This window comes from Mesorhizobium sp. M1C.F.Ca.ET.210.01.1.1 (genome assembly GCF_004791585.1).
Classification (GTDB): Bacteria; Pseudomonadota; Alphaproteobacteria; order Rhizobiales; family Rhizobiaceae; genus Mesorhizobium.
The window spans coordinates 1-25,405 of sequence record NZ_SRUU01000031.1; the positions used below are offsets into that span (position 1 = coordinate 1).

Genomic DNA, 25,405 nt, shown 5'->3' on the forward strand with positions numbered 1-25,405 from the left:
GTTCAGGTTGATGGTTTTACCGGTGGGAAGGGACCGGGCCATGCCACGGCCTGTCCGAAAGGACGACCAGGATCCACTCGGTCTCCTTCCCACTTCAACCATACACCGGAACCAACACACAGGATCCTAGGGTCTGCGCGCGTCGCTTCGCTCCTTGCTCCGCCCTAGGATGACGAAGGTGATAGGCGCGGCGTTGGCCCTGAGCCGGCGGTGCTTCTTGAGGTGATCTGCCGCCGGCGCGAGCCTTCGGCAGATCACGATGCCCGGTTCGCTCCGGCGGCCATCGGGTCGACCAGATGGTCGCGCCTGGGGTTGGTCGAAGTCACCAGCGCGGGTGCTTCTCGCCCACGCCGTCGCGAGCGGCCGTTTATTTCGCCGGTTTACCCTTCTCGCCGCTGTCTGGGCCTTTCGGCGCCGGGGCGGCCGTCACTCCGATGGCGGAGATCCTCCAGCGGTTGTCGACGTTTTCGAAGGACAGGTCGAAATCGATTTCCAGCGGCTGCGTGGGGAACAGGCCGACGAGGTGCAGTTGCTTCTGGGGATCGAGAAAGGGAGGCGTGGACAATTGCGGTGCGATGACGGCAACCGCCGTGAGATCCGCGCCGGCCTGGCGCAGAGCCTGGAACCTGATCGCAAGATCGGCGGCGGTGTTCTGGGCGCGAAAGCCTGGCGAACCCAGATCCCTGAGCACCGTGAAATTGCCTGTCTCCACCGCCTGCTGGAGAGCCATCATCGTGCTGCGGGCGAGGTAGATCGACTGCGCGGCATTCGCGGGCCAGCCGGGTGGGGCCGGCGCCGCCGCCTTCTTCTTCCCCTCCGCCGGCGCCTGGGTCTGGGCAAGGCCAGGTCCAGCGGTGCACACGGCCAGCATCGCCGCAAGGATGGTTGTGACTATTTTCATCGGGATCATCATGTCGCGCCGGCGGGACCGCTTCCTACCAGCTCATCCTCAGGCCCAGCCGTCCGCCGGCCATATGCTGGTCGGGATCGAAGGCGACGCCGCCATTCAGCTGGAGCTGCTCGCCGAGCCGGGCGCCCGCGCTGAGCGCAAAGGCGTTGGCGCCCTCGAATGTGCCCCAGTTCAAGGTGGTGACGAATCTCTCGTCCGGAAGCACGGTCGGGGCGCCGGCCAGCGCCATCGCCATGGCGACGCCCGAATAGGCGTGGCTGCCGACAGTGTCGATGCGGGAGTTGAGGCTGTTGAACAGCGAAGGGTCGGAGAGGCCGAGCACGCCCGGGCTCACGGAAGCAAGATTGCCGGTGGAATCGGTGGTGACGATCTGAATCGAGCCGGTTTGGGCCAACGAACTTGCCGCCGACGTCAAGCCGGGCATCGCATAGGTGTTGCTCGCCGTCCCGAAGACCTGCTCGTTCTGCCTTGTCGCGACCGCGCCCGAGCCGTAGGCCGCCGAGCCCGCATAGCCGGCGCTCGCACCGGCGCCGATCGCAACCGCGTTCAGGCCGGCCGACGATGCGCCCGATCCGACGGCGATTGCTTTGGCGCCGGTCACGGTCGTTCCATTGCCGAGCGCGACGGCGTTGGTGGCGTTGACCTTATTGCCCGATCCGACCACCAGCGATCCGGATGAATTGGCGGTGCTTGCGACGCTGTTGTTCGACCCGAAGACCTGGATGCCGTTGCCGTTGCCGGCGACATTCGGGGCGTTGACGGAATTGTCGTCGCCGTAAACGAAGGCGTTGTTGCCGTTCACGACATTGGGGTCGCCGACCGCGTAGCTGCCATTGCCGTTGACGGTGTTGCCCGTGCCGAAAGCGCCGCTGTCGTTGCCCGTGACACTGTTGTTCGAGCCGATGACGGTGGTGTTGTTTCCCTGCGACTGGTTGTTGGTGCCGCCGGCCAGCGCATTCGTGCCGCTGGCATTGCTCCCCGAACCGGCGGCGGTGGAGTTCGTTCCGCTGGCGTTCGGCTGTGGGCCGGAGGCGGTCGTGTCGTAATATGGCGGACTTCCGCCGCCGGTGATGCAGGCCAGATCGCCCGAGGCATTGGTGCCGATGCCGGAGGTGCAGCCCGCCAGCGATGCAAAACGAACGGTGCCCACGACGTCGAGACCCGCGGCGGGGGTGGTCGTGCCGATGCCCACGTTGCCGTTTCCATCGATGGTCATGCGCGTCACGCCATCGGTGGCAAGGAGAAGCCGGCCGCTTGACCCGCTAGCCGAATGGGCATTGATCAGCGACGTCCCGACGCCGAGGCTCGCGCCGCCATAGCCGAGGGTCAGTCCGTCCGCGCTGGCCGCCGAGGACACGCCGATGGTCTCGAAAGTGTCTTGCGAGGAGCTGCCGTAGACATGCAGCTTGCTGTCGGGGGAAGTCGTGCCGAGACCGACATTGCCGTTCGCGGCGATGTCGAGGCTGCTCGTCGGGGCGCCCGGCCGGATGCGGAAAGGAAGCTGGCTCCCGTTCGTCGTGTCGCGCACGAAGAAGTTGGCCTCGTTGGCGCCGATGTCCCAGGTCTGCGCCGTGAAGCCGCTGGCATTGGTCTGCTCCAGGCGGATCGCCGGCGTATCGCCTCGGGTTATCTGCAGCCCAAGGGCCGGACTGGACGTGCCGAGGCCCAGATTGCCCGAGCTGCTGACATAGAGCGCATTCTCCGGAGCGCCTGCATTGACGCGGAACACCATCCTGTTGCTCGTCGCATCCTGGATGCCGAAGTAGTTGGCGCCACCCCCAGCAGAATCGTTCGCGATCAGCGCCCAGTCATTGGCGGCAAATCCGGCCGCCGAGCTGGTGTCGTCGAAATAGATCCGTGTGTTGTTTTCCTTCACGATGATCGTGTTGAACCCGAAGGCCTCGTTGTCGACGCAATCCAGGCCGACGCAGAGGCTTCCCTGGACGATCTGGTCGTCCGCAACGACATTGTCGGCAAACGCATCGGCGACCGGCATGGCGAGGATCGCGGCGCCCAGGCGCAACGCGGCGCATTTCGTCGCGAACTTTGTTTGTTTCGCCACAAGCCCTCCCCCGAGGATCAATGATCGCAGAAATCAAGGCTTATGGGCTGGTCATCGGTTTGGCAAGCAGTAGAACCGCTCACCGCTTGTCTTTATCGCGGGTGTGTTTCCAAGACATCACCAGTAACGCCCGGGCGGTGTTCAACTCTTTTCCTGCCTCAGATTACGCCCCCTCTGCGCCGCTCCAAGGTGAACTGCGCGAAACGCCATGTCGCGGCCGGGTATTTTAGCTTGGCTGCATATTTGCGGCAGATCCTGATCGAGGCTTCGGCGGTTCGCCGCCCGCAGCGTGCTCTCCTCTCGTCCAATGTGGAGACGGCTTCGAGGACGGCTCCTCCTAAACCCCAATCGTCGGCTCGGTATTCACCTCCAGCGCCGCTTCCGCCTCGTCATCGTCCGGAAGCACCTCGCCGTTCACGCCAAGCGGGCGGCCGATCCAGACCGGGTCGACCAGGTGGTCGCGCTTGGGGTTGGCGGTGTTGGGGTGGATGAGGATGCTCAAGCCGCCGTGGTTCAGCATCAGCCACGGCACCAGCGAGGCGAAAACCTCGTTCGCGAAAGAGACCTGGTACATGGCCTGCTGATGCGGGCCGACCGGCTCGTCGCGCCAGTTGCCCAGGCGCACGCGGAAACGCTCTGCAATGCGCAGACGCAGCCATTCGGCTTGTTGCCGCTCGGCCGGCCCGGCGTAGTAGATATGGGCGTGGTAGCTGGCGATCTCGGAAAGTGCCCTGACGTCGTTCATCGCGATGCTCCCCTTCGATGATTTTTGCACCCGGCGCAACTGTAGCCGAGGCGCGGGCGCCTTGTCTGCAGCCGATCCCGCGCGGTTCAGGAAGGTAATAGCACGGCAGTGCCAGCCCCCGCTCCGCCTCGGCGCTGCGCGGGGGAGCGCCATAGACGATAGCCCTGCCGCGGCCAAGGAAAACGCGGCCAATGCGCTGCCTTTTTGTCGAGAAGACCGAATAGCCGAGGTTTGGCGCCGTTGTGTCTGTGCGCGCTAAATCACCGCCGTGACCGCCCCCGCCGCGTCGAGGCGGCAGCCGACCCGCGCCTGCCGGACTTCAATGCCGCCTTGCCTTTCATAGTCTATGCGCACCGCGATGGGGGCGTTGAGACCGCCTTGACGTTGAAGCGCGTGGCCTGCGCTTGCTGCGTAGACACGCACGGCGCCAAGGGGCTTCGCTGCAGTCATGATCGCCGCGCGACAGGCGCGCACCACGGCACCCGACGTGCCGGGTACCGCTTTCAGAGGTGGCAGGACCGCAAACGGATGCCGCCCGGTGAGCCGCCGCAGGTCACCGTCGGCAGCCCTGGAAGGCCGCAGCGCTCGCGGCAGGACGATGGAGTGTGCCGCGGTCTTGGCCAAAGCTTTCGTGGCCGCGGCCGGGCGCCGGGCAGAGGCAGGCGGTCCGCGCTGGACGGAAGGATGGTTGCCCACTTGGGCGCCCGTCGACACGCCCGCGCGTGGGCTGCCCAGGTTGCCGCCGGCACTGACGCCGAGTGATCCGCCGCCGCTGGTCGATGCGCCAACGTTGGCTCCGCCGACGCCGTCGACGCTCGTACCCGCATCCGCCGACACGCCTTGCGAACCGGCGCTCAATCCAGCGCCGACCCCGACACCGCCAACGGTGCCGCCCCCGCCGACGTCAACAGCCGAGGCAGGCCCGGTCGTGATCCCGATCGCCAAGGCCGCTGCTATGTATTTCTTCATGGCCATACCTCCCCGCGGTATCGTTACGGGTCGCCGCTCCTCATGGGTCCGGCTTCGGTGGTCGCGTCGGCAGCAAAGCGGCGGGAAGAGCTATGGTCGCCACCAGGTCGGGTTGCGGCGACCTTTGCAGCTTGACCCTCTGCTTGTCCGGCGCCTTGCGCGCCGACGCTTTCGGCATGCGCTTCATGTTCACCGTGCGACGCTCCGCCTTGACGATGCCGGTTGCCTGCCGTGCTGCACTGAGGATGCGGGCCAGGCCGACAGACCTTTCGCGCTCTTGTCCCAGGGCCGCGCTCAACGCTGCCGCGGCCTCCCGTGAAGCGTCGCGCTCCTTGCGCATGCTGTCGAGATCACGCGCGGCGGCATCCGCCCGTTGGCGTTCCAGCGCCAGCGCCTCGCCGGCCTGCTTCAACGCGGCCTCGGCCGCCTGGCGGTCCTTTATGGCGTTGGCCCGTTCGACCGCAGCCTCATCTGCGCCTGTCCTGAGACCGTCGATGGCCTGGCGGGACGAGGCGAGTTCCTGTTCCACGAGCTCAACCTTGTGCCGCTCCTCATCGAGCGTCCGCTGGACAGCAGCCCGGGAGGCTTCTGCCGAGCGATCCGCCTGAAGCATGGCGGCCTTTTCATCGTCCCAGACCATGGCCTTGGCCTTGAAGCCTTCGATAACGCGCCGCGCCGCCTCCAGATCGAGCGCCAGCGCTTCGGCTTTCTGCCGCTGCTTTTCCAGGTCTTGCGCCTGTCTGGCCGCCTTGTCGGCAACCGCATGTGCCTCGGCGCTTTCCTCGCGCGCGTTGCGTTGCATGACATCCAGCGCCGCTCGTGCCGCCTCCAATTCACGGCGCAAAGCCTGCTCATGCTCGCTGGGCAAGCTTCGTGCAGCCTCCTTGAGCGGCTCCGGTACCTTGAGCGCCTCTGGCGCCGTGGGCGCCATATCTTCGGGCGCCGTCTGGCCGCCTTCGGATGCCACGGAACCTGTCGTTTCGGTGGCCGGCTTCAGGATGCGCTCGACGCTCGTCTCCGGCCGCTCGGGCAGGCCACTCCTGGCCTGCAGGCGATCGGCAATCAGCTTTGCCAACTCGTCCGTGCTGAGGCCCGCGGCGCCAATGCTGCCGATGTTTGGAAGATCAAGCCTGCCGGTCTGGTCGATGCCGAAGTTTCGGTTGAGCTGCAATCCCTCCAGGACGCCGCCGCGCAGCGCGGTCCAGTGCCAGACGTGCAGTTCGATCCAGTCTCCGGGGCCCAGCCTGTCGTCGACCGTCGACTGGCTCCTCGCCGGAAGTCCCAGCAGCAGGACGAGGCATAGCGAAATGAGGCATAGCGCGAGGGTGCAGCCTCTACCGCGCGTTCCAGGACGTAAACTCGAAACCCGTCGTCCAATGAAGGTGAAGTCCCGATGGAAGCATGCTGATTGGGTACCCTGCACATGGTTCATCACTGAACCCCACCGGCTGCGCGCCCCTCGCCGCGATCTACTCTCCGTGAACCCGTACTCCGCGGCTGGACGCCGCGCCAAAGACCCATGATAGAAAAGCGCTCTCGCCAACGCCAAGCACCGCAAAAGGCTTAGGGACCGTCTCCTTTTAACTTAGTAACTATCGATCCGTCGTGGGCGGCTAATGGCATGGATTGAGTTCGCCCACCGCGCCGTTAACGGATAACTTGCAAATTAGTTTCACCTAATACGCGGGTCGCGCCCTGCGGCCGAGGAGAACGCGCGTTCCCCTCACCCTGGCTCTCGATCCCGCGTCCCGCTCCCCCACAGCGCCCGCTTGATCAGGCTCCGCTTCCCCCTCCTTGGCACCAGCTCGACATCGCTCACCAGCTTCGCCCCGCCCTTGTGGCGTTCCAGCGTGATCTTGCGGCTGTGGAAAGCTTCCAACTCGGCGCGGTGGGCGACGCTGATGATGGTGACCTTGGGCAGTTCGCGGATCACCGTCTCCATCATCTGGTCCTGGCTCTTCTCGTCGAGCGCGGAGGTCGCCTCGTCCAGCACGACGATGTCGGGGCTGTGCAGCAAGAGACGCGCGAAGGCGAGGCGCTGCTTTTCGCCGCCCGACAGCGTCTGGTCCCACGGCGCGTCGTCCTCGAGCCTGTCTTTCAGGTAATCGAGGCCGACCTTGTCGAGGGCGGCATCGATCTCGCCCTTCTTCCAGTTGTCGGCGGCGGCGGGATAGGCGACGGCACGGCGCAGCGTGCCTGTCGGGATGTAGGGGCGCTGCGGCAGCATGAACAGCCGCCGGCCGGCATGGAAGTTGACGCTGCCGCCGCCCCATGGCCAGAGGCCGGCAACGGCCCGCACCAGCGTCGACTTGCCGGTGCCGGATTCGCCCGCGACCAGCACCCGCTCGCCCGGCTCGATCTCGACCTCGGTCTCCTTGACCACGCCGGTGCCGTCGTTGAGCGTGACGGAGAGATTGTCGAGGCTGAGCATCGCGCCGTTTTCGGTCTTGCCGTGCCTGATGCGGCCGAAAGTGTCGCTCTGTTCGGCGCGCTCCAGCCCGTCGAGCGACATCATCAGCGAGGCGATGCGGCGGGCCGAGGCGTTCCAATCGGCAAGCCGCGGATAGTTGTCGACGAGCCAGCCGAAGGCGCCCTGCACGATGGCGAAGGCCGACGCCGCCTGCATGACCTGGCCAAGCGACATCGAGCCTTCGAGGAATTTTGGCGCGCACAGCAGCACCGGCACCACCGGCGCGAACAGCATCGAGCCTTGCGAGACAAGCGCGGTGCGCATGTGCTGTCCGGTCAGCTGCGCCCATTGCCTGAGCACATGGCCGAAATTCCTGTCGATGCCGCTGCGCTCCTCCTTCTCGCCGCCCAGCAGCGCGATGCTCTCGCCGTTCTCGCGCACGCGCGTCAGCACGTAGCGGAATTCGGCTTCCGCCTGGTTCTTCGCCTCGGAAAGCTGAACGAAGTGGCGGCCGATGACCGTCATCGAGGTGGAGGTGATGGCGGCATAGATGACCGCGGTGACGACGAGGAAGCCGGGGATGGTGACGGTTGTGCCCGCCAGCGTGAAGCTCAGCGCCCCGCCGATCGTCCACAGCACCACGATGAAGGTCGAGGCCGCCAGGAACGCGTTGAGGACGCCGGCGATGAAATCGACGGGCGACTCGGTGGCTATGCGCAGATCTTCGGTGAGGCGGGCTTCGGGGTTGGTGTGGTCGCCTTTGACGAGGTTGAGCTGGTAGTAGCGGCCGCTGGCCAGCCAGCGCGCGATCACGGCGGTGGTGAGCCAGGAGCGCCAGCGGCGCTGGATCGTCATGCGCAGGTAGACCTGCGCGACGACAAGGCTGGCGCTTCCGGCCACCAGCGGCACGAAGACGGCGCTCAGCATATAGACGGTGCTGACGTTGCGCTGCTCGATGGCGTCGAAGAAGGCGCGGTTCCAGACGTTGATGCCGTACTGGAAGCCGACATTGACGACGATCAGTACCAGCAGCAGAACCGTGAACGGCCATGCGAGCTTGTCGCCATGCCGGCCCCAATAGCCGCGCCCGCTGATCCAGAAACGCCTCAAGAGGTATTTCTTGCGCGCCTGCTCGGCCTGTTCAGGCGTCAGCTCGGGATCGGGTTCGACGGCCGCCGGTGGCGGCGCGGCCTGACCGTTCACCTCCGGCGTTGGCTCGGCAGCCGGTTCCTTCTCGTCGCGCGCGTTTCCTTCGCGCGATTTCTGCGGGCGAGTCTTCCTTTCGCGCGCCTTCCGGGCACCGCGCTGTTTGGTGTTGTCGGTCGGTTTCGGTTTGGACTTGACCGGGGGCATCGGCCGACAACGGCCTGGAAATCAAAAGGTTTCACTGCGGATGCACTGACCCGGGCCATCCGACCGGTCGAGCAATCGCGCAGGGCAGCGCCGCCCTGCTCTCGCGGTCACCTCACCCGGCAAACCCCCGCCGCGCCGCGGCCATGCCTTCCCACATCAGCTTCAGGCCGAGCGCGCCGACGACGGCGCCGGCGGCGCGGTCGATCCAGTGCTTGGTGCCGAGATAGGCCGCGCGCGGCCGGCTGGCGGAAAAGGCGAAGGCGACGATGGCGTACCAGGCGAATTCGTTGAGGAAGAGCAGCGGCGGCAGCACGAAGAGCATCCAGAGCGGCGGTGAGGCCGGCAGCATGGCCGCGAACATCGAAGCGTAGAAGATCGCGGTCTTGGGATTGGCGAGTTGCACCAGAAGCGCCCGGCGCAACGCCCGCCAGAACGAGCCGGCGCGTGCCGATGCATCACTGGCGATCTCGATCGGCTGATGAGCGCCGCGCCAGATCTTGATGCCGATCCACAACAGATAGGCGCCACCGGCAATGCGCAGAACAATGTCCAGCCAGGCGACCTGGACGAGCAGCGCCGTCAGGCCGGCCATGGCAATGGTGGCGAAGATGAAGCCGCCGATGCCCATGCCGATCGCCGCCGCCAGGCCGTCGGTGCGCTCGCCGGCCACCGCGATGCGCGAGACGACGACGAAGCTTGGCCCAGGGCTCATCGCGCCGAGCAGGAAAACGCCAAGGATGGACAGGATGGTTGCAAGCTCGGTCAAGGCTCTTCTCCCAGGTCGATGACGGTTGCCGCGCAAACAATGCACGCGCCAGGCTGATTGTCACCACCCCTGGCGGGCCGATCGGTTCGGCCAACATGAGAATGTTGACGGCGCCGGGCGTGGCAGTTTGTAGTCGCCGCGGCCGACAGGGAGGACGCCGCCATGGAAAAGATCATCCTGGATAGCGATCCGGGGCATGATGACGCCATCGCCATCCTGCTCGCGGCCGGGAACCCGAAGATCGACCTCCTCGGCATCACCACGGTTTCGGGCAACCACAATGTCGAGAACACAACACGCAATGCGCTCTCCGTCTGCGCCGCCTACGGCATCAAGGTGCCGGTGGCCAAGGGCTCTCCCGGCCCGCTGATCATCGATCAGGTGCTGGCCGTCGAGATCCACGGCGAGACCGGGCTCGACGGCCCGGTGCTGCCGCCCGCCTCGTTCGAGCTCGACAAGCGGCATGCCGTCGACTTCATCATCGACACGGTGATGGCGCATGAGCCGAAGACCATCACCCTGGTGCCCGTCGGCCCCTACACCAACATCGCTTTGGCCGTGCGCAAGGAGCCGCGCATCGTCGAGCGGGTGAAGCGGGTCGTCGCGATGGGCGGCAGTTTTTCGCGCGCCAACATCACGCCCGCGGCGGAGTTCAACATCTATGGCGACCCGGAGGCCGCCGACGTGGTGTTCCGCGCCGATTGGGACGTGACCATGGTGGGGCTCGACCTCACGCACCAGGCTCTGGCCACCCCGGAGCTGCAGGAGAGGGTCCGTGCCGTCGGCGGCCCGATCGCCAAGTTCATCCTCGATATCTGGGAGTTCATAGCGACCACCCATGGCGGCCTCTTGCAGATCGCCTATCCCGCCGTCCACGACGCCTGCTGCGTCGCGGCCATGATCGACGGAAGCGTCTTCACCACCGAGAAGGCCGATATCCGCGTCGAAACCGCCGGACGCTGGACCAAAGGCATGACGGTCTGCAATTTCGAGAAGATGGGCGGCATGCGCCATTTCGGCGGCACGGCGAGCGATCAGGTAAACTTTCGCCACACCGTGGCGATGAAGCTCGACCATGCGAAGTTCTGCGATCTGATTGTGGATGCGCTGGAGCGGCTGACGAAGGGGCAAGGGGTGAGTCACTGAGGCGGCTACCACGGACCTTGTCGAAAGGCATTGCCAATCCTTCCAAGTCGAAAGTCCGACCTGCACCCTCCAGGTCTTGACGAAAATTGGTGGGCCTGTTTGAGACACGGGGGCAAATGGGGACATTTGCTCAACGGGGATACGAGCAAGCGGGGGCAAGCTTTGAAGCGCGTGTTTCGATTGCTTGCGGCTCTGGTCCTGGTGTCCGGGGTAGCCGGGTGCACCAGCATTTCCTATTACGCACAGTCGCTGGAGGGCCATGTCGAGATCATGGCGGCGCGCAGGAATGTCGGGAAGCTGATCAGCGATCCTTCGACGCCAAAGGCATTGCGCGCCAAGTTGACGTCGGCCGCCGCCATACGCCGCTTCGCCACCGATGAACTGGCGCTGCCCGACAACAGCAGCTACCGCAGCTATGTCGACATCGGCCGGGACAACGTGACCTATGCCGTTTTTGCCGCGCCGCAATTTTCGCTCGCGCCGGTAACATGGTGTTTTCCGGTTTTCGGCTGCGTTTCCTACCGGGGTTACTTTTCACGGAAATCCGCGATTGAAAGCGCTGCCGAACTGCAGCGACAGGGGCTGGACGTTTACGTCTCAGGCGTCACGGCATATTCCACGCTGGGCTGGTTCAGCGATCCGCTGCTCAGCACCATGCTCCGGCACGACGACACCTACATCGCCAGCCTTGTCTTTCATGAACTGGCGCATCAGAAAATCTATGTGAACAACGACTCCGCCTTCAACGAGGCTTTCGCAGTTTCGGTCGAAACCAGCGGCGCCAGAAAATGGCTCCGCGCCACCGGCAACCGCGCCGGACTGCGCCGCTACGAAGCCAATCGCAAGCGCAGCGCCGACTTTCTCGCGCTGATAGCGAAAACGCGGGAAGAGTTGCAGCAGGTCTATGGAAGTCCGCGTAGCCCGGAGCAAATGGCTGCCGCCAAAGACGCCGCATTCGACAGGCTGCGGATGCGCTACCGGCAGCTGCGCGACAAGCGCTGGGCCGGATACCACGGATACGACGCCTGGTTCGATAGCCCGATCAACAACGCAAAGCTCGCCGCAACTGCTGTCTACGGCGAACAGGTTCCGGCCTTCCTTCGCCTGTACGATCTGTGCTCAGGCGACTATCCGAGGTTCTACGCTTCCGTTCGACGAATTGCGGCCTTGCCCGCAACTTCCCGAGCGGAGGCGTTGAAGACCGCGGCTACGTGCAATTGACGCTCACAGCCGGAGGGGCATCCCCGCCCTTTGCGCGATGCTGGCTCGAGCGTCATGCAAGGAAAGTTTCATATGGCAGCGCCACCATATGCGATTGCCCCCGGGAAGCCACGCGAGACCGCGCCACGGCCCGAAAACAAAACAAGGCCCGTACGGGCCTCGTCGCAATAGCTTCTGGGCCTTGCCGGCACCCAATCGGCAGTCCTAGCTCTACTAGCTCGAAAACGTCACGGTCACGCCGCGCTGGCGGAAATAAGCCTGCATCAGCTTGCGGCCCGCGCGGTTGTTGTGCGCCAGTTTGGCCGGATCGAACACCGCCTCTCTTATCCCTTCTCGCGCCAGCGCCGCCTTGAGCGTCGCGATATGCGCGTCGATGTCGGCATTGTCCGCCTTGAGCGAGGCATAGATGTTCTCGGTCGCCTGGACCACGGTCGGTTCGCTCACTTGTGTCGTCCTTCGGTTGGTGGAGCGGCGGCTTAACCGGGCCTGAAAACAAAAACAAGGCCCCTCCCGGGGCCTTGTCGAACAGCTCCGATGGTAGAGCCCTGCCCTACTTTCCGGCCAACTGCTTGGCGTTCTCCGGCGTGATCGCGGTGGTGTCCACCGTCACGGTCGCATCCACCGAGGTCGCGCAGTCGAGCAGGATCTTCTTCGACATCTCGATCGCTTCCTTGGCGCCGGTCGGATAGGTGAAGGTCGCGGCCCAATCGCCCTTGGCCACCGCCTCGATGCCCCCGGCCGGGCCCGGCAGGCCGTCGGTGCCGATGATCTTGACGTCCTTGCCGGCGCCCTTGGCAGCCAGCAGCGCGCCCGCCGCCATCATGTCGTTCGAGGCATAGAGCACCTTGATGTCGGGATGGGCCTGCAGCATGGCGGAAAAGGCGGTCTGGGCTTTATCCGGAACCCAGTCGGCGGCCTGCTCGGCGACGATCTGGATCTTTGGGTTGGCCTTCACGCCTTCCTTGAAGCCGTTCAAGCGCTCCACCGCCGGGGTCGAGCTCGGCAGGCCTTCCAGAACCGCCGCCTCGCCGCCGTCGGGCAAAAGCTTGGTCGCCGTGAACTTGCCGGCTTCCTGGGCGATCTTGAAATTGTCGCCGCCGATGAAGGCCGTGTAGTCCTTGCCGGGGTCGCCCACCGTCTTGCGGTCGAGCTCGATCACCGGAATGCCGGCATCCATGGCGCGCTTCACGGCGGGCGTCAGCGGCGCTGCCTCGAAGGGCGAGATCAAGAGGAGATCGACTTTCTGGGTGATGAAATTGTCGACCTGCGAGGTCTGCGTGTTGACGTTGCCGGCGCCGTCGGCGATCTGCAGCGTGAAGCCCGGCACCTCCTTGGCCGCCGCCGTCAGCTCGTCATTGACGTGCTGGCGATAGGGCTCGGCATTGTTGGCCTGCGAAAAGCCGATGACGAACTGGCCGTCCTTGGCACACGCCTTCACCATCGGGTCGGCGGCTTCAGCCGTTCCGGCAACGCATAGGCCGGCGCCTGCCAGCAGCGCGGCCCGCAGGACGCGCGATCCTCTCAGTGTGGTTCTCATGCTTAGTCTCCTCCTCGTCTGGCCGGGGTGCCAGACCTTCGTTACGGTTCCTCGGGTTGCTCTTCCAGAATGCTGCCGCCGGCCTCCTATCGTCCCAATCCCTCACGGCGGCGAACAAGGGATTGGAGCACTGCCGCCAAGACGATGATCGCGGCGGTCGCGAGCAGCTGTGTGGCGGGGGTGATGTTGTTGAGCTGAAGGATGTTGGCCAAAGCGCCGAGCATGATGGTGCCGGCGACGGTGCCGACCATCGAGCCCGCGCCGCCGAACAGGCTGGTGCCGCCGATGACGACGGCGGCAATGGCCGTCAATTCATAACCCAGGCCGTCATTGGCGCTGCCGAAGTTGAACTGGCCGGCGTGCACGATGCCGGCAAGCGCGGAAGCAAAGCCGGTGATGGCATAGACCGAGATCTTGACCATCGACACCGGCACGCCGGAAATGCGCGCGGCGCGCTCGTTGCCGCCGACGGCGTAGACGTAGCGGCCGAAGCGCGTGGTGTTGAGCACCAGCGTGGCTAAAGCGGCAAAGATGATGAAGACGATGGTCGCCACCGGCACGGTGTTGTCGAACAGACGCTCGCCCAGCACCGCGAAGACCGGCGGCGCGAGGCCCGGCCCGTCGCCATAGGAGATATTGATGTACTGGTTGCCGGAGACGATCAGCGCCAGACCCCGCGCCGCCTGCAGCCCGGCCAGCGTGACGATGAAGGGCTCCAGCCGGAAGCGGGTGGAGATCGTGCCCTGGACGACGCCGAAGACGATGCCCATGGCGAGCACGGCGATGATCGTGGAGATCAGCCCGAAGCCGCCGGAGATCATCATGGTGGCGGTGACCACGGCGGAGAGGCCGAGCACCGCGCCGACCGAGAGGTCGATGCCGGCGGTGATGATGACGAAGGTCATGCCGATGGCGATGATGCCGGTCTCCGACACGGCGCGCACGATGTTGGCGATGTTGTCGGGGTTGAGGAACAGGATCTCGCCGTGGCGCCGGGGCGAGAAAATGACGCCTCCGATCGCCACCAGCACCAGGCCGATCAGGCTCTGGAAGCGCACGATGATCGCCAGCGGGTCGACGCGATGCTTTGCTGCCGTCGCGGCTGGACTTGAAGCTGCCGGGCTTGCCGCCACCGAAATCTTCTGGTCCGACATCAGGCCTCCCTGCCGTTTGCCGCGGCAAGCACGGTGTGCTCGTCGACGCCGCCGTTGAATTCCGCCACATTGCGCCCCTGGCGCAGCACCACGATCCGGTCGCAGAGCCCGATCAGCTCCGGCATCTCGCTGGAGGCGACCAATATGCCCAGCCCCTGCGCCGCGAGTGCTCTCAGCCGCGCATAGATCTCGCCCTTGGCCCCGACATCGACGCCGCGCGTCGGCTCGTCGAGCAACAGCAGGCGCGGGTTGCCGAGGATCTCCTTGGCCAGCACCACCTTCTGCTGGTTGCCGCCGGACAGCGCGCCGACGGCGATGTCCGGGTTCTTCGGGCGGATGTCGAACTGGCCGAAGGACTGCCGCACGGCCTCCGCCTGGCGGCGCGGCGACATCAGGCCGGCCGGCGAGATGCGGCGGATCACCGACATTACCAGGTTGAGCCCGACCGCCATCCTGAGCATCAGGCCGCTGCCGCGCCGGTCGTCGGTGACGAAGGCGATGCCGGCCTTGCGCGCCGCGCTGATGGAGTCGAGCTTCACCGGCCGGCCGTCGACCGCGACCTCGCCCTGCCAGCGGCCGGCAAGGCCGGTACCGTAGAGAGCGCTGAGCAGCTCGGTGCGCCCCGCCCCCATGATGCCGGCAAGTCCGACGATCTCGCCTTCCTTGACCTCCAGCGAAATACCGCTCGGCGGCTGCCAGCCGGCGCTTTCGCGGGCGAGCCGGAAGCTCGCATCCTTGAGGCTGAGCAGCGTCTTGCCGGCCTTCTTCGCGCGTTCCGGGTAAAGCTCGTCGAGCGGCCGGCCGACCAGCAGGCGCACCAGCTCGGCCTGCGGCGTATGCGGCTCGGTGATGCCGGCAATTCGGCCGTCGCGCATCACCGTCACGCGGTCGGCGATATCAGGGACTTCCTCCAGCCGATGCGAGATGTAGACGATACCAACGCCGCTTGCCGCGAGCTTCCTCATGATGTCGAACAGGCGCTCGACCTCGCCGACGGTAAGCGCCGCCGTCGGCTCGTCCATGATCAGCACGCGCGAGGCGTAGGACAGCGCCTTGACGATCGCCACCACCTGGCGCTGGCCGATCGAAAGGTCGGCGACGAGGCGCGCCGGATCGATGGCGAGCTCGATCGCCTCCAGCCGCCGTTTCGCCTCGCGGCGCATCGCCGGCACGTCGAGCATGCCGCCCGCCCGCATCAATTCGCGGCCGAGGAAGAGGTTCGCCGCGACATCGAGCGAGGGCACAAGGTCGAGCTCCTGGAAGATGGTGGCGATGCCGGCCGCTTGCGCCTCGCGCGGATTGCTGAAGGTGACCGGCTCGCCGTCGATGCGGATTTCGCCCTCGTCCGGCGTGTAGACGCCCGAAAGCAGGTTCATCAGCGTCGACTTGCCGGCACCGTTCTCGCCGAGCAGCGCATGGATTTCGCCTGCCTTGAGGTCGAAGTCGACGCCGCGCAGCGCCTGCACCCCGCCGAAGTGTTTCACGGCGCCGGTAACGGAAAGCAGTGCCGCGCTCATGCTGGCCTCGTCTGGGCCGGCCGCGCGCAGGATTCTCGCGCCTGCAGCCTCGCTTGCAGCCGCACGGCGTGGGGTGCCGCGTCGCTGGAAGCGATGCGGGCGCTGAGCAGCGCGGCGGCCTGGCGGCCGATCTCGGTGCAGGGCTGCTCGACCAGCGTCAGGCGTGGCTCGAAACAGTCGGCCCATTCGAAATCGTCGAAGCCGACGAGCGACAGGTCGCGCGGGATCGATAGACCCTTCTCGCGGATGGCGCGGACTGCCCCGATCGTCGTCATGTTGTTGCCGGTGACCAATGCGGTGGGCGGCGCGGGCAGCGACAGGATCGCATGGGTCGATGCCGTGGCGCTCGCCGTGTCGACATTCTCGGGCGAGACATAGTGCGGCAGGCATTCAAGTCCATTGGCGGCGAGCGAGGCGCGGAAGGCGTCGACGCGCTCGCGCGTGGTGGCGAGCCCCGGCTGGCCGGCAATGTAGCCGATACGTCGATGGCCGAACGAGGCGACATGGTCGATGAGCGCTCGCATCGCCGTTTCGTTCTCGACGCCGATCTGATCGAAACGGTCGTCGGCGAAGCGGTCGATCAGAACGCATGGAACCTTCTTGTCGGCGAGATAGTCGATCGCGCGCTGCGGCGCGCCGGAAGGCGCCAGGATCACGCCGTCGACGCGGCGCTGGTGGAAGGCGCGCACCACCTGCAGCTCGCGGCCGGGGTCTTCCTGCGTGTCGGAGAGGAACACCATCAGGCCGAGCCGCGCACATTCGGCTTCGACCGCGCAGATGATGTCGGTGAAGTAGGGATTGGAGATCGCCGAGATGGCGAGCCCGACGCTCCTTGTCGAGGCCACTTTCAGCGAGCGCGCCAGCTCGTTGGGCTGGTAGCCCATGGCGGCGATGGCGTCGTTGATGAGCTGCGCCTTCTCGGGCGAGACGAAGCGCGTGCGGTTGACGACGTGCGAGACGGTCGAAACCGAGACGCCGGCGCGGCGTGCGACCTCAGCCATTGTCGGCATGAGGGCTCTTACGGAGTGCAGCCAAGCGCTCCTCCCTTGAATGCGTTTCCCGTCCGCTCTGCGGCGGATCTGGCGAAACCATAGAGCCATCGAAACGTTTGCGCAATCGATTCGATGACGGGTTGTGGAAATCCTTTTGGCGGGAGCAATTGGAGCGGTGATTGGCGTTGCAAGCCAATTGTCGAGATCGGCGCCGCCCCTCATCCGCCTGTCGGCACCTTCTCCACGTAAACGGGGAGAAGAGGGCTGGTCGCAACGTTGGCGCTCTTCCTGCAAGGCTGGCGATTGGCGAAACCAGAGGCGAGAGCGCCCTTCTCCCCGTTCACGGGGAGAAGACGGCGGCAGCCGGATGAGGGGCAGCGCAAACGCTCGGGTTGGGGACACCACGCCGAAAGGACTGACCCCAACGAAGGCTGCGGGCAGCTACGAAGTAACCGCCAGCCAGGCCGTGCCGACCAGCAGCGTGATCAACGTCAGCGGCAGGCCGACCTTGAAGAAGGCCATGAACGACAGCTCCTTGCCAGCCGCTTTCGCCTGCTCGGCGACGATGAGGTTGGCGACCGAGCCCAGCAGCGTGAAATTGCCTGCGAGCGTCGAGCTCATCGCCACGACCAGCCAGGCGCGCTCGGGGTTTTCCAGGCCCGGAATGAAGGGCCGCAGCGCCAGCACGGCCGGCACATTGCTCATGATGTTGGAAAGCACGGCGGTGAAGCCGGAAAGCCGCCAGACATCGTCGAGGCCTATTGCCTTCGCCGAGGCGATCATGTCCGGCGTCAGAAGCGTGCGCTCCGCACCCGCCACCACCACGAACAGGCCGGCGAACATGAAGAGCAGCGGACCATCGATCTCGCGGTAGATGCGGTGCGGCTTGATCGCCCGGGTAACAAGCAGGAAGGCGCCGGCGATCAGCGCCGCCTTTGCGACGGGGATACCGGCGAAAAAGGCGATCGCCAGCGCGACGCAGACGATGGTCGCCTTCAGCACCTGGCCGGGCAGCATGCGGCCGCGATAGACCTCGGGGCTGAGCTCGGCGGGCCGCGAAAATTCAGCGCGGTAGACGACGCGCACGATGACGATGACGGCGACAAGACCGAACAGCGCGACGGGTGAAAGTGCCGCGATGAAGGCCGGGTAGGAAATGCCGGACAGCGCGCCGATCACCATGTTCTGCGGGTTGCCGGTGATGGTGGCGACGCTGCCGCAGTTGGAGGCGGTGCAGGTGGCGATCAGATAGGGAACCGGGTTGCGCCTGATGACGCGGGTGACATGGACGACGATCGGCGCCATCACCAGGCAGATCGCGTCATTGACCAGGAAGGCCGAGAGCACGCCGGTGAGCAGCGTCACCATGATCAGCAGCATGAAGGGCGCATGAGCGTGCTCGATGGCGAAGCCGCCGAGCGCGCGGAAGGCGCCGGATACTTTCAGATGCGCCACCACGATCATCATACCGAGAAGCAGCGTGATGGTGTCGAAGTTGATGGCGCGGTAGGCATCCTCGATGCTGATCGCGCCGACAGCGATCATGGCCGCGCCGCCAAGCAGCGCGATGCCGGCGCGGTCGAGGCGCAGGCCCGGAATGCGACCTACGGCGACGCCGGCATAGGTGGCTATCAGGATGAATAGCGCTGCCGCGCCCGTCCATGTCATTGCAAAAGGTTCCCGTTCGCCCTGCCCGGCAGATTCTGCCTGCCTCACCTTTAGCAAGGGCGCGGCAAAGGGAAAGCGCGGACTGTTGAAACTTTCGTCATCCGCCCCGGCGGCTTTTATATTGCGAATAGCTAATGTAATATTTTTCGAAAATACACCGGACCGACAATCCAGTCGTTGGGGACTAAACGGATGAACACGGTCGTTGAAGGCGGGCATCGCCTCTCGCCTGAGGAGTTTTTGATGCCCTCGACGGAATGCCGGCGCTGCCATGGCGCCAGGAAAGTCTTCATCTGCGCCCGCTGGGTCAGTTCCAACGGCCATTGCTGCCCGGAAGGGACGCATCGGCTGAGCTGCCCGGGACACAGCGTGGTCTGCCTCGAATGCGTGGGACGCGGAAGCCAGAATGCCTGACTAAAGCATGTCACCCGAAAGCGGGAACCGGTTGTCGGGACAAAGGCATGCGTAGAAATCAGAAAGCTAAAGCACGGAGCGGATCTGAAAGATCGCGATGCGCTTTAGCCTCTTGCCGACATCGCGCCGATTCTCGCCTCGCCGGCTGCCCGATCGCGACACGGCCGATCGCAGGAATATCCTCACCGGCCCGCACAAAAGCCTTGCGGCGCTCCGGCGCCGATCCATATTCGTCGCGGGAAAACCTTGATTGGAAACCGGTGCCTCGATGAAAAGCCTGTGGACCGCCCTTGTTGCCAGCATGATATTGTGGAGCGCCGGCGCCGCCGATGCGCGCCCCGACACGCGGGCCATGAGTTGCGCCGAGGCGCAGGCGCTGATTCAGAGCCGGCACGCGGCGGTGCTGACCACCGGGCCCAACACCTATGATCGTTTCGTGCGCCAGTTCGGCAACGAGTGCGACTGGCCGGAAGTCCCGATGTCGGTCGCGGTTCCGACCCGCGACGGTCCGTGCCGCGTCTACCGCTGCGAGGAACCGGTCTTCGACTTCCCCGGTTGAGCGGCGCTTCCACCCGCGGTGCGGAACCGTTGCGGCCGCGCGCGAATTGTAACGGGTGGTGACAGCAAGGATCCCGGCTGCAGGAGGAACGGCCATGTCCAACGACATCATGCGCAGCGGCAGCTGCCTGTGCGGCGGAGTCCAGTTCCGGGTGACCGGCGAGCCGCTGAGGGTCGGCCTGTGCCATTGCAAGGACTGCCGCAAAACCAGCGGATCGGCCTATCAGGCCTTTGCCATATGGCCACGCCAGGCGTTCGAAAGCGAGGGAATTACCAGCACCTATGGCGGCAGAAGCTTTTGCCCGACCTGCGGCAGCCGCTTGCCATCGGTTGGCGAGGACGAGGCCGAGGTCATGATCGGCAGCCTGGATGTCGCGCCGACCGAAGGGCTGGAGCCCAGCTACGAACTGTGGATCGGCCGGCGCGAGCACTGGTTGCATCCCCTGCCCGAGGCGCGCCAGTTCGAGCATGACAGGACGGCAGCCGATTCGGCGACCGATGGTGGCGAAGCGGGAGAGCAGCCAGAGCCGCATCGCAAGTCAGCCTAAGTTCTTGGTCGCCGCAAGGCTTAAGTCCCAGATCCAGGGAAACAACGGTCCCAGCAGGCCGGCAATATGCCCGGAGATCGCGGGCCGCCGGCCGCGGGGGCCTCGTCCTCGTCCTGAAGCTCGCGCATTTTCAACCACCGGTCGGTTGCCGGGCCGGCACCAGCCGCTAGCATCCCGGCGCGGCGAGACTTTTTGGAGGCCGCTTTGGCCGGCGCGGCTCAGGCAACACACCAGCATTGCCGCGCCGGCCTTGCAAGATCGATAGAATGTCCATTCTTGGCTACGCATCCGGGCGAGTACAGCCTTTGAGGTTGTATTCGACTTCAGGTGCTTTTGCTTATCGCGTGAAGTTCCGAGTCTCCACTGCGATAGCGACGTGAAAATCGTTTCAGCGAGCGAAAATTCTTACCATTTGTATTTCTGGTCGTCGCAACTGTGCGTTCAAGCGGCTCGACACCAAGAAGCAATGCCTATGATTTTCGACCTTGTACAAAAGGCCACCTTTGTTTCTTTGGCATTTTGCGACATAGTGTTGGCGAATCTTGAAACTGGACGGGGCAGTTTTCAATGACGTGGGCGCCTGAACGCGGCCGCAACGTGCATATGCGGTATCCGCCGATCGACGGATTCTGGACCTGGGACATCAAGCGCGACCGCGTCTATGGCGACGCGAATCTGTCCGCCTATTTCGACCTGACGCTCGAGGAATTCTCGCACGGCGCACCGCTGGAACGGTGGATGCAAAGCATAGAGCGGGACGATCAGCTGCGAATTCGGCTGGCGATCCGCAAGGCGATCGAGCGCAGGTCAGGTTTCCGCGAGGTCTACAAGGTCCGCTCGGAAAAGATGGGGCTACGCAAGATCCTGGCCGTCGGCCAATGCTATGTCGACGGCATGGGTGAGGCAGCGCTCTATCCCGGCTGGTTCGTCGACCTGACGCAGAGCGCCGCGTACGACGACCAGTCATTGCGCGAAATCCACAACCATGTCGAGCAGGCCAAGGAAATCGCGCAGTCGATCGGACAGGACATGCTGTCCTATCTCCTGGACAACATCCAGGAGGAGATACAACAGAGGCTTGACGAGAAATCGAGGAGGCGCAAATCCTCCTGAGGCGAAGATTGCCAGTTTCTTTCCCAGCTTCCGGGCCGGTTCCCGGCCTAGCTTCCGGGCGGGAACCTGCCGCGCTTGCCGACCTCGGCCGTCACCAGGCGCGCGAAATGCGACTGGGGCGAGCGGCGCTCGATAAGCCTGGCGCGCTCGAGGGCAGCGTCGCCGTAGAATTCGATCAGCGCATTGGCCGCCTTGGCGGCGTCGGCCTTCAGCCGGCCGAGATCGGCCTCGCCGCTCCCGCTCGAGGGTTCGCTCCTGGCAATCACGTCAAGCATGGCTTGCAACTTGTCAGGAGTGCTGCCCTCGTCTTCGTGCATGGTCGCTATCCGATTGGGGGGCGTAAAATATCGACATTTCCGCGCATTGTCCAACAGCTTGGTCGATCGAGCGCGGGTGCAACCGGGTACAGCCCAGCCGTGAGTCAGACCGCAACCTTCGTACAAATATAGTGAGCCAAACTTCCCGTGCAGACATTGGGGGCACCGATGGACCAGCCAAGCAAAATGGAAAACCTGCAGTTTGCGCAGGGGATCTTGCGGGAGCTTCGCCAGAGGGCTGAGGCCGATGGCGAAAAGCTTCTGACATATCTCATCGACATGGCTTATCTCGAAGCCAGCGACCGTATCCGGGCCCATTGGATCGGCAGCCACGAGAACGAGAACCGCCGGGCCAAAGGCTAAGGCTACCAGCCAGAACGCAAAAAAAGCCCGCCATGCCTTTCGGCACGGCGGGCGTGATCGTGGACAAGCGGGGGGCGGCTTTGCAGCCGCCATCTTTACGAAGCGGCGGCCTTCTGACGGACGGGAAGCTTCCAGCCCGGCCGGACGAAATGGCAGGTATAGCCGTTGGGATAGCGCTCCAGATAATCCTGATGCTCGGGCTCGGCCTCCCAGAAAGGACCGACGGGAGCGAGTTCGGTGACGACCTTGCCCGGCCAGAGGCCCGAGGCGTCGACATCGGCAATGGTGTCCTCGGCGACCAGCTTCTGCTCGTCGCTGGTGTAGAAGATCGCCGAGCGGTAGCTCATGCCGACATCGTTGCCCTGGCGGTTCCTGGTCGTCGGGTCGTGGATCTGGAAGAAGAATTCAAGCAGCGTACGGAAACTGGTCTTGGTCGGATCGAAGATGATCTCGATCGCCTCGGCATGGGTGCCGTGGTTGCGGTAGGTTGCGTTCGGCACGTCGCCGCCGCTGTAGCCGACACGGGTGGAGATCACGCCGGGGATGCGGCGGATCAGATCCTGCATGCCCCAGAAGCAGCCGCCGGCAAGGACCGCACGTTCGGATGAAGCCATGTCAAACCTCCTTTGGATTTCTCCACAGGTAGGGATTGTGGCCCGCTTCTTCCAGCCGCTCAAGCGCCCGAAGGTGAGCAGCAGAGCGCCTGGTCTGCGCCGATGCCCGCCGGTTGGACCAACCGGCGGGCATCGGGTTGCCTGGTCAGCCTCACTTAGGCCCCTTGTCGCTTCTGCCGTTGTTGCTCCCGCCCTTGTCGCCCCGGCCGTGATCACCCCTGCCCTGGTGGTGGCTTTCACCGCCCAGGCAGTTGGCGTCACCGGCGCCGCAGCAGCGGCCGGCCCAGAGCTTGTTGGTCGGCGTGTTGTCGCATTCGTAGATCTGCTGGCCGGCCATCGCGGAGCCGCCGATAGCTGAGACGGCGACAGCGGCCAGAAGTGCATTGCGAAGGATTGCAGTCATCGGAAAATCTCCATGGGTAGATGGCGTTCATTTGCCCCCATGCGTCGCGCGGCGGCACGAATTGGTTCACGGAGTTTTCGGAGAATCTGCCGGCGGCTGGCTTAAGGTCGACGATGAACGGCCTGGACCGGCAAAGTCCGCGCCGGGGCCACTTCATTCCTCTCGCGCCGGCTTGAACCGCCGCACCACTACCTCGAAGACGATGTCCGAGATCCACATCGCCGAGACGCCGATGAGGAAGGCGGCGGCTAGAGTGGTGGTGTCGTCGGCGGCTTCGGGCATCGGCAGGCCGCTCGCCTGAACCCAGGCGACTACGGGCAGCGTCAGATAGGCGGCAGCCAAGGCGCCGCAGATCGGCGAGGCCACCATCTCGCGCAGTTTATAGCGATGGCGCGAGAGCGCTCTCAGCGCCCCGCCGGCGAGACCGGCGGCCACCACCTGGCCCTTGATGCCGAGCAGGTCGAAGATGTCGTGCATCAGGGCCTCCAGCCGCAGAGTTTTTCGCCCTTGCGGTTGTGGGCGAGAAGCGCCCTCGCCTCCTCGTTTGACAGCGTATCGACCGCCCTGGCGGAGAGGCGCAGCGGCGAGGAGACCGCGCAGAAGCCGCCCTTGGCCGTGCTGCAGCCGCCGAGCGCGGCGACGACGACGGCCGCGATCAGTCCTTTGCCCATGCCTTCAGCTCCTTCTTGAGCGCATCGGCGGGCAGCGCGCCGATATCGCAGTCGACCTGGTCGGCGATGTCGCGCGCCGCAGCCTCGGCCGTGGCCTGCCGGTCGCGCTCGGCCCTGGCGCCGGCAAGCCGCTGGTGAAAACCCCAGCCGAGCGCCGCAATGAAGGAGGCCAGCACACCCAGGATCGCCGGATTGCCGGAGAGGAAGGACAGGAGCGCCGTCATGCCAGGCACCACACGACAAGCGCGCCGATAAGCAGCAGCGCGCCGATGACCCAGGGCAAAGCCTGGCGGATGAATTCGGTGAAGACCTCGACCATTTCAAAACCTCACTTCGACCAGTGGAATTTGCGGGCGAGCGCGTACCAGGCCTCGGTGGCGAAGCTGAGCGCCAGGCCGATGCCGGTTTCGAGCGCCATCTGGATGTCGGGATCGGCCGAGAGCGCCGCGGCGTCGCCGGTGCCGAGCAGGCCGCGCGCGACGAGGACGCCGGCGCCGTAGCGCAGTGCGATACGGATGATGACGGCGGTCATTGGCAGAAGACTCCTAGAAGATTGCAGGGAAGATGCGCCGCCCATGCGGCAGCCGAGCCGAGCGCCAGCACGATGAGCGCGAGTATGCCGACCGCGGGCGAGGCCGACGCCGGCGGAACGGCCGGCCGGGCGTCGCTGGCTGAGGCACCGAAGGCTGGCGGCGCGGCGCCAGTTTCCAGCGTCGGCGGCGGAGGCTGGAGAGGCGCCTCAGGCTGCGCCGACATCAGTAGCGCCTCGGCGCGCACCCGAGCGACGCGTGCGCGCCAGCCCTTGCCGAAGGTCGGCCAGGTCGGCAGCCGCTCAAGGAAGGCAAGCCGGGCGTCGCAAAGCGTGTCGATGACGACGCCGGCGGGCATCGCGCGGGTCGCGGCCAGTGTGGCCGGGCCGATGCGGCCGTCCTCGGCAACGCCGATCGCGGCCTGCAGATATTTTGCCGCCCTGCCCGGCCCGCTGTTTACGGCGAAATCGAAGACGGCGTAGTCGATGCCGTCGGGCAGTTCGGCGCCGAGCAGGACGTCCCAGTAAAACCGCCGATAGACCGTCGCGACCTGGCTATCCGTGATCTTCTTCAGATCGGCCTTGGTGGCATCGGCCTTCACGTAACGGCGAAAGTTGGCGAGTGTGACGCCCTTCATGGTGGCGCCACCGGGATCGGCTTTCTTGTCCGACCAGCCGCCTTCGGATTCGAGCACGAGCGCAAGCGCCCGTGCGAAATTGCGGTCCATGGGAGGCTCCTTGGGGTTGGTTTGCAGGGGAAAAGCTTTGCCGGCGAATTGCATCCGCACCGATTTAGCGTTTTAGAAAAGCCTTAATTGCCGTATGGTAACGTTGGGAGATGGCGGTTGGGCTCCGCCGGGGTGAATGGGGTAGCGGCGTTACGACGCCGAGGGGTTGGGCAAATGAGTTTGATGTTATCGCAAACAGGCGAGTGCCAGGGCTGCGGCGGCACCGGCACGATTTTTGAATGTCCGAGATGGAGAAGCTCCAACGGCCACTGCTGCCCGGCGGGGACGCATCAGCACAGGTGTCCTGGGGTAAGTGTGTGATGCGCCGAATGTGAGGGGACTGGCGGGGTAACCGTGCCAGGGGCAGATGGGTATGCGGTGGAACGAGTCGACTGAGGGCACGGCCCCGAAAATAGAAGACGGCGTATGCTATCGGGCCCCTTAGTGCCGACAACGGTGATAGAAGCGGCGATAGACCGTAGCAACCCCGGCATCAGTGATCTTCTGGTCGGCCTTCTGGCTCGGCCTTCACGGCGATAATCGGCGAGTATGACGACTTCATCGTCGCGCACCCGGATCGGCCGGGTCATCGATTAGCCCCCTCAGACTTCGGAGCGAGCGCAAGCTTCCACTGGAAATTGCGCTCCATGGAATTACTTGAGTTGCAAAGTGTGGAAATAGGCCCGCCGAAGCGAGC

General features: G+C 65.0%; 27 protein-coding genes. 6 read left to right on the forward strand and 21 right to left on the reverse strand.

Annotation, left to right across the window (positions count from 1 at the left end):
• Positions 1–367: 367 nt before the first annotated feature.
• The 7 genes from EN853_RS26435 to EN853_RS26465 form a co-directional block, all read right to left on the reverse strand.
• Entirely contained in the window at positions 368–910 is a 543-nt protein-coding gene (locus tag EN853_RS26435; RefSeq protein ID WP_128357058.1) for a hypothetical protein, read from the reverse strand.
• Between the two features lie 25 nt (positions 911–935).
• The gene (locus EN853_RS26440; protein WP_127862050.1) at positions 936–2,972 is read right to left on the reverse strand and encodes a hypothetical protein; all 2,037 of its coding nucleotides are present in this window, start codon (positions 2,970–2,972) and stop codon (positions 936–938) included.
• Between the two features lie 337 nt (positions 2,973–3,309).
• A complete protein-coding gene (locus EN853_RS26445; RefSeq protein WP_127862051.1) occupies positions 3,310–3,717 on the reverse strand; it encodes a DOPA 4,5-dioxygenase family protein in 408 nt (135 codons plus the stop codon).
• A 255-nt stretch (positions 3,718–3,972) separates the two neighbouring features.
• Positions 3,973–4,686: a hypothetical protein gene (locus EN853_RS26450; RefSeq protein WP_127862052.1), complete on the reverse strand. Its 714-nt coding sequence runs from the start codon at positions 4,684–4,686 to the stop codon at positions 3,973–3,975.
• A 40-nt stretch (positions 4,687–4,726) separates the two neighbouring features.
• Positions 4,727–6,118: a polysaccharide biosynthesis/export family protein gene (locus EN853_RS26455; RefSeq protein WP_127862053.1), complete on the reverse strand. Its 1,392-nt coding sequence runs from the start codon at positions 6,116–6,118 to the stop codon at positions 4,727–4,729.
• A 291-nt stretch (positions 6,119–6,409) separates the two neighbouring features.
• A complete protein-coding gene (locus EN853_RS26460; RefSeq protein ID WP_127862054.1) occupies positions 6,410–8,449 on the reverse strand; it encodes an ABC transporter ATP-binding protein/permease in 2,040 nt (679 codons plus the stop codon).
• A gap of 112 nt (positions 8,450–8,561) precedes the next feature.
• On the reverse strand, positions 8,562–9,161 hold the full coding sequence (locus EN853_RS26465) for a LysE family transporter (RefSeq protein WP_167524610.1): 600 nt from the start codon (positions 9,159–9,161) through the stop codon (positions 8,562–8,564).
• A gap of 216 nt (positions 9,162–9,377) precedes the next feature.
• Here EN853_RS26465 and EN853_RS26470 point away from each other — a divergent pair, with 216 nt between their 5' ends.
• Both EN853_RS26470 and EN853_RS26475 read left to right on the forward strand, forming a co-directional pair.
• Entirely contained in the window at positions 9,378–10,361 is a 984-nt protein-coding gene (locus tag EN853_RS26470; RefSeq protein WP_127862056.1) for a nucleoside hydrolase, read from the forward strand.
• 162 nt (positions 10,362–10,523) lie between these two features.
• Positions 10,524–11,582 carry an aminopeptidase gene (locus EN853_RS26475; protein WP_127862057.1) on the forward strand — a complete coding sequence of 353 codons (1,059 nt, stop codon included), beginning with the start codon at positions 10,524–10,526 and terminating at the stop codon, positions 11,580–11,582.
• Between the two features lie 213 nt (positions 11,583–11,795).
• Here EN853_RS26475 and EN853_RS26480 read toward each other — a convergent pair whose 3' ends face one another.
• The 6 genes from EN853_RS26480 to EN853_RS26505 form a co-directional block, all read right to left on the reverse strand.
• Positions 11,796–12,026 (reverse strand): hypothetical protein, encoded by a 231-nt coding sequence (locus EN853_RS26480; protein WP_127862058.1) that lies wholly within the window; start codon positions 12,024–12,026, stop codon positions 11,796–11,798.
• 106 nt (positions 12,027–12,132) lie between these two features.
• On the reverse strand, positions 12,133–13,119 hold the full coding sequence (locus EN853_RS26485; RefSeq protein WP_127862059.1) for a substrate-binding domain-containing protein: 987 nt from the start codon (positions 13,117–13,119) through the stop codon (positions 12,133–12,135).
• Positions 13,120–13,205: 86 nt separating this feature from the next.
• Entirely contained in the window at positions 13,206–14,273 is a 1,068-nt protein-coding gene (locus EN853_RS26490) for an ABC transporter permease (RefSeq protein WP_127862060.1), read from the reverse strand.
• A complete protein-coding gene (locus EN853_RS26495; RefSeq protein WP_127862061.1) occupies positions 14,273–15,790 on the reverse strand; it encodes a sugar ABC transporter ATP-binding protein in 1,518 nt (505 codons plus the stop codon). Before EN853_RS26495 ends, EN853_RS26490 begins: the two co-directional genes overlap by 1 nt.
• Positions 15,787–16,800: a LacI family DNA-binding transcriptional regulator gene (locus EN853_RS26500; RefSeq protein WP_127862062.1), complete on the reverse strand. Its 1,014-nt coding sequence runs from the start codon at positions 16,798–16,800 to the stop codon at positions 15,787–15,789. Before EN853_RS26500 ends, EN853_RS26495 begins: the two co-directional genes overlap by 4 nt.
• 423 nt (positions 16,801–17,223) lie before the next feature.
• A complete protein-coding gene (locus tag EN853_RS26505; protein WP_127862063.1) occupies positions 17,224–18,450 on the reverse strand; it encodes an anion transporter in 1,227 nt (408 codons plus the stop codon).
• A gap of 682 nt (positions 18,451–19,132) precedes the next feature.
• On the opposite strand from EN853_RS26505, the gene EN853_RS26510 reads away from it, so the two are divergent.
• The 3 genes from EN853_RS26510 to EN853_RS26520 all read left to right on the forward strand — a co-directional run bounded on the left by EN853_RS26510 (position 19,133) and on the right by EN853_RS26520 (position 21,083).
• On the forward strand, positions 19,133–19,423 hold the full coding sequence (locus tag EN853_RS26510) for a hypothetical protein (RefSeq protein ID WP_127862127.1): 291 nt from the start codon (positions 19,133–19,135) through the stop codon (positions 19,421–19,423).
• A gap of 94 nt (positions 19,424–19,517) precedes the next feature.
• Complete coding sequence (locus EN853_RS26515; RefSeq protein WP_127862064.1) at positions 19,518–19,970, forward strand: GFA family protein; 453 nt, start codon at positions 19,518–19,520, stop codon at positions 19,968–19,970.
• A 567-nt stretch (positions 19,971–20,537) separates the two neighbouring features.
• Positions 20,538–21,083, forward strand: coding sequence for a hypothetical protein (locus EN853_RS26520; RefSeq protein ID WP_127862065.1), 546 nt, complete (start codon positions 20,538–20,540; stop codon positions 21,081–21,083).
• Between the two features lie 47 nt (positions 21,084–21,130).
• On the opposite strand, the gene EN853_RS26525 is transcribed toward EN853_RS26520, so the two are convergent.
• Positions 21,131–21,400 (reverse strand): hypothetical protein, encoded by a 270-nt coding sequence (locus EN853_RS26525; protein WP_127862066.1) that lies wholly within the window; start codon positions 21,398–21,400, stop codon positions 21,131–21,133.
• A gap of 168 nt (positions 21,401–21,568) precedes the next feature.
• On the opposite strand from EN853_RS26525, the gene EN853_RS26530 reads away from it, so the two are divergent.
• Positions 21,569–21,763: a hypothetical protein gene (locus EN853_RS26530; RefSeq protein ID WP_126094503.1), complete on the forward strand. Its 195-nt coding sequence runs from the start codon at positions 21,569–21,571 to the stop codon at positions 21,761–21,763.
• Between the two features lie 95 nt (positions 21,764–21,858).
• On the opposite strand, the gene msrA is transcribed toward EN853_RS26530, so the two are convergent.
• The 7 genes from msrA to EN853_RS26565 form a co-directional block, all read right to left on the reverse strand.
• Positions 21,859–22,377: a peptide-methionine (S)-S-oxide reductase MsrA gene (gene msrA, locus EN853_RS26535; RefSeq protein ID WP_127862067.1), complete on the reverse strand. Its 519-nt coding sequence runs from the start codon at positions 22,375–22,377 to the stop codon at positions 21,859–21,861.
• Positions 22,378–22,528: 151 nt separating this feature from the next.
• Positions 22,529–22,780 carry a hypothetical protein gene (locus EN853_RS26540; RefSeq protein WP_127862068.1) on the reverse strand — a complete coding sequence of 84 codons (252 nt, stop codon included), beginning with the start codon at positions 22,778–22,780 and terminating at the stop codon, positions 22,529–22,531.
• A 153-nt stretch (positions 22,781–22,933) separates the two neighbouring features.
• The gene (locus tag EN853_RS26545) at positions 22,934–23,257 is read right to left on the reverse strand and encodes a hypothetical protein (protein ID WP_127862069.1); all 324 of its coding nucleotides are present in this window, start codon (positions 23,255–23,257) and stop codon (positions 22,934–22,936) included.
• Positions 23,257–23,451, reverse strand: coding sequence for a hypothetical protein (locus tag EN853_RS26550; RefSeq protein WP_127862070.1), 195 nt, complete (start codon positions 23,449–23,451; stop codon positions 23,257–23,259). The genes EN853_RS26545 and EN853_RS26550 overlap by 1 nt, the downstream gene beginning before the upstream one ends.
• Positions 23,436–23,675, reverse strand: a complete 240-nt coding sequence (locus tag EN853_RS26555; protein WP_127862071.1) for an ABC transporter permease — start codon at positions 23,673–23,675, stop codon at positions 23,436–23,438. Before EN853_RS26555 ends, EN853_RS26550 begins: the two co-directional genes overlap by 16 nt.
• Before the next feature lie 104 nt (positions 23,676–23,779).
• Positions 23,780–23,983, reverse strand: coding sequence for a hypothetical protein (locus EN853_RS26560; RefSeq protein ID WP_127862072.1), 204 nt, complete (start codon positions 23,981–23,983; stop codon positions 23,780–23,782).
• Complete coding sequence (locus tag EN853_RS26565) at positions 23,980–24,708, reverse strand: glycosyl hydrolase 108 family protein (protein WP_127862073.1); 729 nt, start codon at positions 24,706–24,708, stop codon at positions 23,980–23,982. Before EN853_RS26565 ends, EN853_RS26560 begins: the two co-directional genes overlap by 4 nt.
• Between the last annotated feature and the right edge of the window lie 697 nt (positions 24,709–25,405).